Source organism: Bradyrhizobium sp. SZCCT0231 (genome assembly GCF_018130245.1).
Classification (GTDB): domain Bacteria; phylum Pseudomonadota; class Alphaproteobacteria; order Rhizobiales; family Xanthobacteraceae; genus Bradyrhizobium; species Bradyrhizobium japonicum_F.
Genome location: NZ_JAFCKP010000017.1, coordinates 1 through 12664, shown reverse-complemented (window position 1 = coordinate 12664; position 12664 = coordinate 1). Strand labels below are relative to the sequence as shown.

The window sequence follows — 12664 nt, the reverse complement described above, 5'->3', positions numbered from 1 at the left end:
CGAGCTAACCTGCGATAGCCAGCCGATACGCCCGCGTCGCATTCACACCAAAAGCCTTGTCCCGCACGCGCGGGCCAAGCCTCGCCAGGCAGGCCTCCAGCGCGGTCTTGATCTCGCCGTAACCTCCCGCAAGCAGGCACACTGGCCAGTCCGAGCCGAAGATCAGCCTGTCCTCGCCAAAGCATTTTGCGGCGTGCTCGACGAACGGAAACAGCCGTTCCGCATCCCAGTCATTCCAGACCGCCTCGGTCGCGAGCCCCGAGATCTTGCACCAGACATTGCCGCAAGCGGCTAACGCGGCGATGCGGTCGGCCCATTCGTCGCTTCCACCGTCCGCGATCGGCGGCTTGGCGGCGTGGTCGAGCACGAAGCGCGCCTGCGGAAAGGCCTGCGCGGTTGCGATCGCCGACGGCAGCTCGCGGGCACGAACGAGGAAATCGTAAGCGAGATCGCGGGCGAACACCGCCGTGAGGCCGCGCTGAACATCCTCGCGAAGCAGCCAATCAGGATCGGCCTCGTCGTGGACCTGGTGGCGGATGCCGACCAGCTTGCCGCCGCCGGGCAACGCGCGCAGCCGGTCGAGCGTTTCGTCAAGCGCACCATCGGTCAGATCGGCCCAGCCGACCACGCCGACGACGAAGGGATTTGCCTGCGCGATACGCAAGAACTGCTCGGTCTCCTCCAGCGTGGAGCGGCACTGCACCACGATGCTGGCGTCGACGCCGTTTGCTTTCAGCAATGGCGCGAGATCGGCAGCGCCGAAAGCGCGGCGGATGGGCGCGAGCTCGTCCGCCGCCATCCAGGGATAGTCGGCGCGCGCCGGATCCCAGAAATGCTGATGGCTGTCGATGATCATGCCTTACGTTCCGCCGGGAAGTGGCGCCCGCGCATCGACGAGCTTTCGTGCACGCAACTCCTGCCAGAACGCGGCGGGCACCGCCTTTTCCGACATCGCGATATTGTCGGCAACCTCACCGGCGTTGCGCGCACCTAACACGGCGACCGTCACCGCCGGGTGCGCCATGCAGAACTGCAGCGCAGCGGCTTTCAGCTCCGTGTCGTGCCTGCGGCAGAGTTCATCAAGCTCCAGCGCACGTGCCATGAGCGCCGCATCGGCATCCTGATAGTTGAACTTCGCGCCGGTCCGCGGATTGGCCAGGATGCCGCTGTTGTAGATGCCGCCGAGCAGGATTCCGATATTTCTGGCCTGGCAGAGCGGAAACAGCGCCTCCAGCGCGCCCTGATCGAGCAGCGTGTAGCGCCCGGCGAGCAGGAAGCAGTCGACCGGCACGGCCTCGGCGAAGCGAACCGGCATTTCCGATTGGTTCATGCCGGCGCCGATCGCCTTGACCGTGCCGGCCTCACGCAACCGCTGGAGCGCGCGGAAGGCGCCGGTGACGGCCTCGTCATAATGGTCGTCGGGATCATGCACGAGCAGGACGTCGACGCGGTCGAGCCCAAGGCGCTCCAGGCTCTCCTCGACCGATCGCATCACGCCGTCATGGCTGAAATCGAACACCGGCCGCTCGCGCGGTGTGCCCTTGTAGTGCTCGTCCTCGGCGGCAGCGCCATCCGGTGCGCGCAGCAGGCGGCCGACCTTGGTCGAGATGACGTAGGAATCGCGCTTCTGTTGCCGCAGGAATGCACCGAGCCGCCGCTCCGCCAGGCCAAAGCCGTAGAGCGGCGCGGTATCGAAGAAGCGGACACCGAGCGCCCAGGCTCTTGCGAGTGTCGCCTCCGCATCGGCGTCGCTGACTGGCGCGAACAATCCGCCGAGCGGGGCGGAACCAAGGCCGATTGAAGTGACGTCGAGAGCGCCGAGCCGTAACCTTTTCATTCCCATTGCCTTCCAGCAGTCTTCTTCCAGACAGTCCAAATCATCTCTCCCGCTTGCGCAAACCGCAAGCGGGAGAGACATGCAGGAGCACGGGGCTGGCGGCGCTCCTACTTCAACATCTGCGCGACGTTGTCCTTGGTGACGAGATCGAGGCCGGTATAAACGATCTCCGGCACCTTCTCGCCCTTCTTGATGGCGAGCAGCGTGTCCATCGCCTTCTCGCCCATCTCGAACGGACGCTGGCCGACCAGCGCATTGGCATAGCCGTCACGCAGCAGCTCGAGCTGCATCTTCAGCGTATCGGCGACGACCAGCGTGAACTTGCCGGAATCAATGTCCTTCTTGTTGCGGGAGGCGAAGGCCTTGAAGCCTTCGGGGGCGAACATCGGCCAGCCGCCGATGGGAACGATTGCGGCGAGGTCGGGCGTTGCGGTGCGCATGTCCGTCATCTGCTGGACCGCCAGCGCGGGATCGTCGTTGCAGAAGGTCGGGGAGCCCGCGACCTCGGTCCATTTCGAGCCCTTCAGCGCCTCGCGCACGCCATCGACACGCTCGGCGAGGTTCTTGGCGCCGGGGCCGCCGGAAACCATCGCGTATTTGCCGCCGTCCGGCCGCATCTTCAGAAGCTGCTTGCCGAGGGCCAGGCCGAACTCCTTGTTGTTGGTGCCGATATAGGCGATGCGCTTGGAGCCAGGAGCATCGGCATCGAAGGTGATGACGGGGATGCCGGCGGCGGTCGCCGCCTCGATCGACTTGGTCATGGCCGCGACGTCCGCAACCGAGATGGCGAGGCCGTCGACCTTCTGGGTGACGAAGTCCTGGATGATCTGGGCCTGCGTCGCCGGCTCATGCTCCACCGGTCCCTTGTAGATGCACTCAATGTTTCCTAGCTCCTTGGCGCGCTTCAGGCAGCCGTCGCGCGCGAAGTCGAAGAACGGATTGTTCATCGCCTTGGGCACGATGACGAAGCGATAGTTCGCAGCGAACGCCGGCGTCGCCATCATCGCAACGGCGATACCGGCAAGAAGAAGTTTCCTCATTGTCTCCTCCACCCTTGTTTGGTGCCCATCCATTCGAAAGCGCCCGGGAAGCGGACAGGCGGCATTTTCGTTGCCTTCCCGGGACGACGTCACGTCAGGTCATCCGCGAGCGGATGCGATCGACCAGCACGGCCAGGATGATGATCACGCCCACCAGCGTCTGCTGCCAGTAGGAGCTGACCTGTGCCAGCACGAGACCGTTGCGGATCACTTCCAGCAGCACGCAGCCGACGATGGCCCCGAGCGGACCGCCGATGCCGCCGGCGAGATTGGCGCCGCCGATCACGGCCGCAGCGATCACGTTGAGCTCGTAGGACGTCGCCATGTTGGCCGGCGCCGATCCGAGCCAGCCGGAGATGATGATGCCCTGGAGGCCTGCTGCGAGCGCGCAGATCACGTAAACCTCGATCTTCACCCGGACCACCGGGATGCCGGTGAGCTCCGCCGCCTTCTCGTTGCCGCCAAGCGCAAAGACGTGGCGGCCGAACGAGGTGTGGTGCAGCACCACGGCCATCGCCAGCGCCAGGATCACGAGATAGATGAAGGGCACGGGCACGCCGAGCACGTCGCCCGAGGTCAGCGCATAGAAATAATCGGCGTCCGGCCCGCCCGGAAAACTGCCGCGTCCGTTGGAGACGACATAGCCGAGCCCGCGCACGATCGAGAGCATGCCGAGCGTGGTGACGAAGGGCGACAGGCCGAGCACGGCGATGCAGAAGCCGTTGACGAGGCCCGCGACCAGCGCGACGCCGAGGCCGGCGAGGAGCGAGACAAGCAGGATCAGCCCCGGCACATTGGCGAGCACGGTCTTGCCGTCGGCCGCCATGTGCACCAACGGCGAACCGGGCGCCGACAGCTCGGTCATCACCATCGAGGTGATCATGGCGGAGAAGCACATCATCGAGCCGACCGACAGGTCGATGCCGCCGGTGATGATGACGAAGGTGACGCCGAGAGTGGCGATGGCGATGAAGGAAAAATTCTTCGCCACGTTCTGCATGTTGCCTTGGGTGAAGAAGTAAGGGCTGGCGAAATGCATGATCACCAGCAGCACCGCCAGCGCGAGCAGGACGTAGCCGGTCTGCGAGGCGAAGATGCCGCGCTGCCACCACCTGATCTTGCCGACATTGGTGAAGGTGATCGGGGATTCCATGGGCATGGCCATCACGCCGCCTCCTTCGCGCCGGTGATCAGGGCGGTGACCTCTTCCGGGGACGTCTGATGAATCGGCTTGTCGGCCCGCTTCTCGCCGCGGCGCATGACGACGACGCGGTCGCACACCGCGAACACGTCGGGCATGCGATGCGAGATCAGCATCACGGCGACGCCCTGCTCCTTGAGACGATGGATCAGGCCGAGCACCTGCTCGACCTGGCGCACCGAGATCGCGGCGGTCGGCTCGTCCATCATCACCAGCCGCGCATTGGAGAGCCGCGTCCGCGCGATCGCGACCGCCTGGCGCTGGCCGCCGGACATCTGCTTGACGAGATCGTCGGGGCGCGTCTCCGAGCGCAATTCGCCGAATAGTTCCAGCGCGCGCGCCGCCATCGCCTTGTGGTCAAGCAAGGCCAGCGGTCCAAACCTGCGCTTCAGCTCGCGGCCGAGGAAGACGTTGGCGGCGGCGGTCAGATTGTCCGATAGCGCGAGGTCCTGGTAGACGACCTCGATGCCGACGGCGCGGGCATCGACGGGACGATTGAAATGCACGGCGCTGCCGGCGAAACGGATCTCGCCGTGGGTGGGGCGGAAATTGCCGGCGATGATCTTGACCAGCGTCGACTTGCCCGCGCCGTTGTCGCCCATCAGCCCGACCACCTCGCCCGGAAACACCTGCATGTCGACGTCATGCAGCGCGCGGATCGCACCGAACTCCTTGCCGATGCCGGAGAGCTCGAGCACCGGTGTCGCGTCAGCCTTTGTCATCAGCGGCGTTCCTCAGACATAGCGGTTGACCAGGGATTCCAGATATTCCTGCCGGCCCGAGCGCGGCTGCGGATCGAAGCCGGGACTCATGGCGCGGTCGGCGAGATCGGCGAGCGAGCGCTGGCCGCCGAGAATGGCGCGTCCCTCGGGGCCGGCCCATCCGTCGTATCGCTTCGCAAGCGGCGCAGCGAGGACGCCGGCATCGAGCATGTCGGCGGCGGCGAGGAAGGCGCGCGCACAGGCATCCATCGAGCCGACATGGGCATGGATGAGATCATCGGGATCGATCGACTGGCGGCGGATCTTGGCATCGAAATTGAGCCCGCCCGTGGTGAAGCCGCCGCGGTTCAGGATCTCGTGGAACACCAGGGCGAGCTCCGGCACATTCATCGCGAACTGGTCGGTGTCCCAGCCGAGCAGATCGTCGCCGCGGTTGATGTCGAGCGAGCCGAACACGCCGAGCGCCTCGGCCAGCGCGACCTCGTGATGGAAGGAGTGGCCGGCGAGGATGGCATGATTCTGCTCGATGTTGAGCTTGACGTCCTTGAGCAGGTCGTAGCGTTCGAGGAAGCCGTAGCAGGTGGCGACGTCGAAATCATATTGATGCTTGGTCGGCTCCTTCGGCTTGGGCTCGATCAGGATCGGGCCCTTGAAGCCTATTCTGTGCTTGTGCTCGACGACGAGCGAGACGAAGCGGCCGAGCTGGTCGAGCTCGCGCTTGAGATCGGTATTGAGCAGCGTCTCGTAGCCCTCGCGGCCGCCCCACAGCACGTAGTTCTGACCGCCGAGCCGGTGCGTCACTTCCAGCGCGGCGCGGACCTGGCCGGCAGCATAGGTGAAGATATCGGGGTCCGGGTTGGTCGCGGCGCCCGCCATGTAGCGGCGATGCGTGAACAGGTTTGCAGTGCCCCAGAGCAGGCGCACTTTTGCCGAGGCCATCTTCGCTTCGAACAAATCGCCGATCGCGTTGAGGTTGGCGACGGACTCACTGAGCGAATCCCCTTCCGGCGCGGCGTCGACGTCGTGGAAGGTGAAGAAGGGCACATCCAGCAGGCGGAACAGCTCGAAGGCGACATCGGCCTTGGCGCGCGCCATCGCCATCGGATCGGTGCCGTGGTGCCAGGGCCGCAAAAAGGTCTCGCCGCCGAAGGGATCGCTGCCGGGCCAACAGAAGGAGTGCCAATAGCAGACCGCAAAGCGCAGATGATCCTCAAGCCGGCGGCCATGCACGAGGCGGTCCTTGTCGTACCAACGGAAGGCGGGCGCGCTTTCTGCTTCCTTGCCGGCGAAGGCGACCGGTGCGCTTGCATCGAAGAATTTGGCTGACACGTTCACTTAAACAGACTCCTTCAATGCGGGATAAAGTGCGCGCCATCGCCGATAGGCCTCGTCATAGGCCGCCGCGACGGACGGGCGGGGTGTGAAGCTCGCGAGCCGCCGCGGGCGCGTACAGACATCCGCGGGATCTTGGCCCGTCGCGGCAAGCCGGCCCAGCCGCGCAGCGCCGAGCGCGGCGCCCACCTCGCCTTCCTCGACGCGGTGGACGGGAATGCCGAGCACGTCGGCGCAGATCTGCGCCCAGAGCGATGAGCGCGAGCCGCCGCCGACGAGATCGAGCTCGGCAATCGGCCCACTCGTCGCGCTCAGCGCCGCCAGATTGTCGCGCGCAGCAAAGGCGACGCCTTCGAGCACGGCCTGCACGATCTCGCCGCGCCCGGTCGCGCCGCGCAAGCCGACGAAGGCGCCGCTCGCGGCGGCATCGTTGTGCGGCGTGCGCTCGCCGTCGAGATAAGGGAGGAATTTGATCGGGCTTGGCCCGTCGACGCGCTCACCGAGCGGCGCCAGCAGCGCTGCGGCCGGCGTCTCCATCACGCCGGCGAGCCAGGCGAGCGAGGCCGCCGCCGACAGCATCACGCCCATCTGGTGCCAGAGGCCGGGCAGCGCGTGGCAGAAGGCATGCACGACTGATGCCGGCGCCGGGGCGAAGCGATCGGTGACGCGGAACAGGACACCCGACGTTCCCAGCGACAGGAACGCATCGCCCGGCGCGATCGCGCCAAGCCCGATCGCGCTGGCCGCATTGTCGCCGGCGCCGCCGGCGACCACGACATCTTTCGCCATGCCCCAGCGCTGCGCGTAATCAGGCGCGAGCACCGCGCTCACCGCGCTGCCCTCGACGAGGCGCGGCATGTGGTGCAGATCGAGCCCGGTGGCATGCAGCAGCAGGGCCGACCAGCGGCGCAGACCGACATCCAGCCACAGCGTGCCCGCCGCGTCCGACATATCTTCGACCATCTCGCCGGTGAGGCGATAGCGGACATAGGCTTTCGGCAGCAGCACCTTTGCCACGCGGTCGAAGATCTTTGGCTCATGCCGCGCCACCCAGAGCAGCTTCGGCGCGGTGAAGCCGGGCATCGCGAGATTGCCGGCGATCGCGTGCAACGAGGGACAGCGCCGCTCCAGCGCTGCGCATTCGGCCTGCGAGCGGCCGTCGTTCCAGAGGATGGCCGGACGCAGCGGCCGACCGTCCTCGCCAAGCAGCGTCGCGCCATGCATCTGACCTGACAGCCCGACGCCACGAACCTGCGCAACCTCCCGCGGATGGCGCGCGGCGAGATCGTCGACTGCGCCGATCGCCGCATCGACCCAGGCATCGGGATCCTGCTCGGACCACAGCGGCGCGGGGTGCGACAGCGCAAGCTCGCGCGCCGCGGTCGCGACAACCGCGCCGGCTTCGCTCACGAGCACCGCTTTCACACCGGACGTGCCGATGTCGATCCCGAGATACACGTCTTCCTCCCTTTCGCCTGCTGCGGAGTGCGATCTTGCGTCGCTTTCCCCCGCAACGGGCCGCTTCGAAATCCACCTGCCGCTAAGGCAGATTGTCCCGCATCACGATGTCGATCCTGATCTTCTCCTGCTCGTGCAAGATCGGCTCGCCGCGAGCGAGCGCGAGCAGCACGCGGACAGCCGCGCGCGCTTCATGTCCGGGGTTCTGCGAGATCGCGGCATCCATCACGCCCTGCAGCAACAATCGGCGCGTCAGTGCGGTGACGTCGTGCCCGACGAACACCACCTGCTTGTCGCGCCCGGCCTCGCTCAGCGCTTTGGCGACGCCCTGCGTGCCGGCGCCGACGTTATAAAGGCCGACAATGTCAGCATGCTGGCCGAACAGCCGTGCCAGTAGCTGCTCCGAGCGATCGTCCTCGTCGCGCCCTTCCAGCACCGGCAGGACGCTGAGATCGGGGAATTCGGTCGTCATCACCTGGTTGAAGCCGAAGATGCGCTCGGCATGATCGCGCAGGCCCTGCGAGCCCGCGACGATCGCGACCTTGCCGGACCTTTGGCCGACCAGCCGCCCGACCAGCGCGCCGGCGGTGCGCCCCGCCGCGATGTTGTCGATGCCGACATAATGGTGGCGGCGCGAGGACGGCACGTCCGAGACCAGCGTCACCACCTTGGTGCCGGCATCGACCAGATCATTGATGGCCGCGCGGACGCCGGGATGGTCCAGCGCCACGACGGCGATGCCGTCGTAATCGCCCGACAGCGCCTCCAGCGAGGCCGCGAGCACCGACGGATCGAACACGTCGGTTGCGACCATCTCGACACTGAGGCGGCGGGCCGAGAGCCAGCCCGACATCTCGCCGAGATAGTCCTCGATCTGCTGCATGAACGGGTTCGGCCCCGACGGCATCACGAAGGCGAAGCGGCGGGCGCGGCCGCGGGCGAGCTCGGCGGCGGCCACATGCGGTTGGAACGAATTGCGCTCGATGGCTTCCTTGACGCGGCGGACCGTGTCCGGGCGTACCCCCGTCCTGTTGTGCAGGACGCGGTCGACCGTCGCGAGACTGACGCCAGCCTCGCGGGCGATGTCCTTCAGGGTCAGCGCAGTCGGGGTGAGTGTCTCGGCCATGGTTGAAGGCTAGCAGAGGTGTTTTGAGGTACGCAACTCATTTTGAGGGGAATGCCGGCATTTCGGGCCCGGCCGTCGGCCGGAAGGCTCAGCGGCCGCTCAGGTCGAGCGTCAGGAACAGGCTGTTGGGATCCTCGACATAGCCCTCGAACGGGCCGCAGAGGACGAAGCCATGCGCCTGATAGAGCGCATGCGCCGGCTTGAAGTAATCCCATGAGCCGGTCTCGAGGCTGAGCCGCCGAAGGCCGCGTGCGCGGGCTTCCGCGATGATGTGGCGGAGCATCTGGCCGCCAAAGCCGCGGCGCCGCGTGGTCTGGAGCGTGTGCATCGACTTCACCTCGCCGTGGCCAGGCGAGAGCGTCTTCAGCGCACCGGTGGCGACCAGCGTCTCGCCGTCCCAGCCGGTCCAGAACGCAACGTCGCTCGCACGCAGACCGGCCAGATCGAGCGCATGCGCGCTGCCCGGCGCAGTCTGCGCCCGCGCGGCTGTGACGTGATGATCGAGCAGCGCAACCACGCGCGGATCATAGGTGTCACCGATGCGGATCTGCATGGTCGGCCTCATTTCAACGTATCCATTGTCGGGCGGCGACATCACATTTTCCCGTACGATGTGCCGCGCCGCGTGATGATGACATAGCGCGCGTCCTGCTTGGTTTCGTTCTCGAAGGTCACCGCGCGCATCACGTCGAAGTCGAGACAGTCGCCGGTGCGCAGGCGCACCGTCTTGGCGTCGATATGCACGCAGACCGCGCCCTCCAGCATCAGGAGCTGCTGGGTGAAGGCGTTGCGGCCCCAGGGGCTGTAGGAGACGCGCGCGCCGGCCGGCAGGTCGACGACGATGATCTCGATGCCGCTGGCCGCATCCGGCGGCGAGGCGTGACGCCGGCGGTAGCCGCTGTCGGGATCGCGCCAATGCGGCTGGTCGGCAAGCCGCACCAGGCGCTCCGGCGGCTTCTCCGCGAGCGCGACGACATCGCTGAGCGTGACGTCGAGCGCCGCACAGAGCTTGTTGAGCAGCGCCGCCGTCGCACTGCTCTGCGCCCGCTCCACCCGCCCGATCATGGCCCGGCTGACACCGGAGCGTGCTGCGAGTTCGTTCAACGTCATGCCCGCCTGCGTCCGCAGCGTCTTCAGGCGCCGGCCGATCGCGCGGTCGAGTTTCTGCTGGTCCATCTCTTTGCAGGTCCTGGTCTTCATCCGAACATCGCCCGACAGGAGGACCGCACCCGCCGGGGCATGAGGAAGCTTAAGCCAGCGAGCGGCCAATGCCGGGCTCAAGGGGCCAATATATTAGAATCTTCGCCCGGTTCACGAGCGCGGAGTTACTCTCCGCTGGCCCGCTCTTGCGCATTCCGCGCGGAAGCATCGCCCGCCAACCGATCATATTCGCGTATACAGAGGTCGAGATCGGACCGGAGGCGCTGCGCGGCTTCTATGTCGAAGTTCACATAGTTGGTCGGCGCCCCTTCGGGGCCTGCATAGGCGTCGGGGCGCATCCTGAGCGCGACGAAATACTGCCCACCCACCATGCTCTTCTTAATGCGCCATTGAAAAAAGGAGTGTGAAGATGAGCCTTTGATTTCGGGTGTTTCAAACACGACGTCGCCGACGGTCTGATTCAAGAGCTTGGATTTCGCCAGAATTCTTTTGACGGATGCCCACATGGAAATCACCCCAAGACGAATTGCGGCCCGCCCAAGTCCGCCAGCGCTGGATAGGATATGTCCGCCACCAAGTCTCTGTGCTTCGAAAACTTGGAGCGGGCGAAGGGAATCGAACCCTCGTATGCAGCTTGGGAAGCTGCCGTTCTACCATTGAACTACGCCCGCGGATGCGCAGCTTGCGCGCCTCCTGATTAGCCGAGACGGCGCCTCCCGCCAAGCGGTTTGGCGCGTCCGCCCGGACGGTTGTTAACGTCCTGATAAGATTCCAGGTGCGCTGGATTGTGGCGGTGTTATGGTCGACCTGTCGGGGGAAAAACGTGCACTGAGTGGGGCGTGTGCATGGTGGGGCGTGGCTACACGGTATTCGACACGGCGCTGGGGCGCTGTGGCATCATCTGGAGCAGCATCGGCGTGGTCGCCGTGCATTTGCCGGAGGCGAGGGAGATCGATACCCGCCGCCGGATTTTCCAGGTCCATCCCGAGGCGCGCGAGCAGCGCCCGTCCGAGAACGCCGAGCTTGCGATCGAGGGCATCAGAGGCCTGCTGCAAGGCAACGAAGCCGATTTCTCCGACGTCAGCCTGGATGCCGGCGGGGTGCCTGGCTTCAACCGGCGCGTCTACGAGTACGCCTGCACCATTCCGCGCGGAGAGACACGCACCTATCGCGAGATCGCCAAGGCGCTGGGCGCCTCCGGCGCGGCTTATTCGGTGGCGCAGGCGATCGCGAAAAATCCCTTCATGCTGATCGTGCCCTGCCACCGGGTGCTGGAGGCCGGCAATTACACCGACCGGCTCTCGCCCTATGGCGGCGTGATCTCCAAGCGACGGCTACTGGCGCTCGAAGGCGCCCATCCGGTCGCCAGCAAGACGCTGTTCGAAGTGCTGCTGCCGGTTGCTCCGCCCCGCGCGCCTACCTAAATAGGCGGCATGGAAGCCACCACGCTGCTGACGACGCCATCGATGACGGTCTCCGAGTTTCGCTGCGATGCGGGACCGGACGACACGCCGTTCGCGGAATGCCGCACCGGCCATTCCATCGCCTATGTCCGCTCCGGCAGTTTTGGCTGCCATTGCCGTGCCGGCTTCTTCGAGCTGGTGGCGGGCTCGATGCTGATCGGCGCCCCCGGCGAGGAATACACCTGCACGCACGAGCACGTGTCCGGCGACGTCTGTCTCGGCTTCTTCTTCAGCGAGGACCTGGTCGATGCCCTCGGCGGGCGGCGCGAGATCTGGCAGGTCGGCGCGACACCGCCGCTGCCCGAGCTGATGGTGCTGGGCGAGCTGGCCCAGACGGCAGCAGATGGCAACAGCGACCTTGGTCTCGACGAGATCGGACAGATCCTGGCCGGCCGTTTCGTCGACGCCGTCTCGGGCAAAGCGCGCAAGCCAGCCAACCCCACCGCGCGCGACCGCCGCCGCGCGGTGGAGGCTGCGCTGTGGATCGACGACAACTCGCATGCCGAGCTCGATCTCGAGCAGGCCGCATGGCAGGCCGGCCTCAGCCCGTTCCATTTCCTGCGGCTGTTCTCGAGCGTGCTCGGCGTCACCCCGCATCAATATCTGGTGCGCTCGCGGCTGCGGCACGCCGCGCGCAGGCTTACTGAGGACGACATCGCCGTCACCGACATCGCCTATGACGTCGGCTTCGGCGATCTCTCCAACTTCGTCCGCACCTTCCATCGCGCCGCCGGCGTGTCGCCGACCAAGTTCCGCCAGGCCTCGAAGGGGATGCGCAAGATTCTCCAAGAGCAGCTTGCCCTCAACTGACTAGGGTCGTCTCCGGCGCGTGCCATTCGCGGCACGCTTTTCGCAATGGAGACGAATATGTACGACCACATCGGATTGCGTGTTGCCGACCTCGACGCAGCGACGCGCTTCTACACCGCAGTGCTGGCGCCGCTCGGCTATGTCCTGTGCTCGAGCGGCGACGGTTATGCCGGCTTCGGGCCGAAGGGCGAGCCGGCGCTATGGCTGCACCTGAACAAGGGCCGAAAGGCGGATGGTGCACATATCGCGTTTCGCGCCAAGAATCACGACGCGGTCAAGGCGTTCCACAGCGAGGGCCTGAAGAGCGGCGGCCGCGACAATGGTGGCGCCGGGCCGCGCAAGGATTACAGCCCGACCTATTACGCGGCGTTCCTGATTGACCCCGATGGCAACAATGTCGAGGCGGTTTGTCCGTAGAGGCCGCCGCGCACGAGCACTCGTAGATTCCATGGGCGGTGAGCGTGGCCTTTCCGATAGGTTTGGGTTTCCACACTCGAACCCACGGAGAGTCAGA

The 12664-nt window shown here is 66.1% G+C and carries 14 protein-coding genes and 1 tRNA gene; 3 read left to right on the top strand and 12 right to left on the bottom strand.

The annotated features are described in order from the left end of the window. Positions 1–4 precede the first annotated feature (4 nt). The 12 genes from JQ566_RS28410 to JQ566_RS28355 form a co-directional block, all read right to left on the bottom strand. Positions 5–856, bottom strand: a complete 852-nt coding sequence (locus JQ566_RS28410; RefSeq protein ID WP_212378564.1) for an amidohydrolase family protein — start codon at positions 854–856, stop codon at positions 5–7. Between the two features lie 3 nt (positions 857–859). Continuing rightward, on the bottom strand, positions 860–1837 hold the full coding sequence (locus tag JQ566_RS28405; protein ID WP_212378562.1) for an aldo/keto reductase: 978 nt from the start codon (positions 1835–1837) through the stop codon (positions 860–862). 107 nt (positions 1838–1944) lie between these two features. After that, on the bottom strand, positions 1945–2877 hold the full coding sequence (locus JQ566_RS28400; RefSeq protein WP_061879645.1) for a sugar-binding protein: 933 nt from the start codon (positions 2875–2877) through the stop codon (positions 1945–1947). A 94-nt stretch (positions 2878–2971) separates the two neighbouring features. Beyond that, positions 2972–4042, bottom strand: coding sequence for an ABC transporter permease (locus JQ566_RS28395; RefSeq protein WP_212378561.1), 1071 nt, complete (start codon positions 4040–4042; stop codon positions 2972–2974). After that, on the bottom strand, positions 4042–4800 hold the full coding sequence (locus JQ566_RS28390) for an ATP-binding cassette domain-containing protein (protein WP_212378559.1): 759 nt from the start codon (positions 4798–4800) through the stop codon (positions 4042–4044). The genes JQ566_RS28395 and JQ566_RS28390 overlap by 1 nt, the downstream gene beginning before the upstream one ends. A gap of 12 nt (positions 4801–4812) precedes the next feature. Beyond that, a complete protein-coding gene (gene xylA / locus JQ566_RS28385; RefSeq protein ID WP_212378557.1) occupies positions 4813–6135 on the bottom strand; it encodes a xylose isomerase in 1323 nt (440 codons plus the stop codon). Then, positions 6136–7590, bottom strand: coding sequence for a xylulokinase (gene xylB, locus JQ566_RS28380; protein ID WP_212378555.1), 1455 nt, complete (start codon positions 7588–7590; stop codon positions 6136–6138). An 82-nt stretch (positions 7591–7672) separates the two neighbouring features. Next, positions 7673–8716 (bottom strand): LacI family DNA-binding transcriptional regulator, encoded by a 1044-nt coding sequence (locus tag JQ566_RS28375; RefSeq protein WP_212378553.1) that lies wholly within the window; start codon positions 8714–8716, stop codon positions 7673–7675. Between the two features lie 88 nt (positions 8717–8804). Next, complete coding sequence (locus JQ566_RS28370) at positions 8805–9269, bottom strand: GNAT family N-acetyltransferase (protein WP_212378551.1); 465 nt, start codon at positions 9267–9269, stop codon at positions 8805–8807. Positions 9270–9310: 41 nt separating this feature from the next. Beyond that, positions 9311–9892 (bottom strand): helix-turn-helix domain-containing protein, encoded by a 582-nt coding sequence (locus JQ566_RS28365; protein WP_212378550.1) that lies wholly within the window; start codon positions 9890–9892, stop codon positions 9311–9313. A gap of 149 nt (positions 9893–10041) precedes the next feature. After that, positions 10042–10383: a hypothetical protein gene (locus JQ566_RS28360; RefSeq protein ID WP_212378548.1), complete on the bottom strand. Its 342-nt coding sequence runs from the start codon at positions 10381–10383 to the stop codon at positions 10042–10044. A gap of 91 nt (positions 10384–10474) precedes the next feature. Beyond that, a tRNA-Gly gene (locus JQ566_RS28355) sits at positions 10475–10548 on the bottom strand. A 174-nt stretch (positions 10549–10722) separates the two neighbouring features. Here JQ566_RS28355 and JQ566_RS28350 point away from each other — a divergent pair. Genes JQ566_RS28350 through JQ566_RS28340 form a run of 3 tightly spaced genes read left to right on the top strand, consistent with a single transcriptional unit; the run spans position 10723 to position 12567 of the window. Further along, positions 10723–11301 carry a methylated-DNA--[protein]-cysteine S-methyltransferase gene (locus JQ566_RS28350; protein WP_212378546.1) on the top strand — a complete coding sequence of 193 codons (579 nt, stop codon included), beginning with the start codon at positions 10723–10725 and terminating at the stop codon, positions 11299–11301. Between the two features lie 9 nt (positions 11302–11310). After that, positions 11311–12150 (top strand): helix-turn-helix domain-containing protein, encoded by an 840-nt coding sequence (locus tag JQ566_RS28345; protein ID WP_212378544.1) that lies wholly within the window; start codon positions 11311–11313, stop codon positions 12148–12150. 57 nt (positions 12151–12207) lie between these two features. Continuing rightward, complete coding sequence (locus tag JQ566_RS28340) at positions 12208–12567, top strand: VOC family protein (RefSeq protein WP_212378542.1); 360 nt, start codon at positions 12208–12210, stop codon at positions 12565–12567. Positions 12568–12664: the final 97 nt, after the last annotated feature.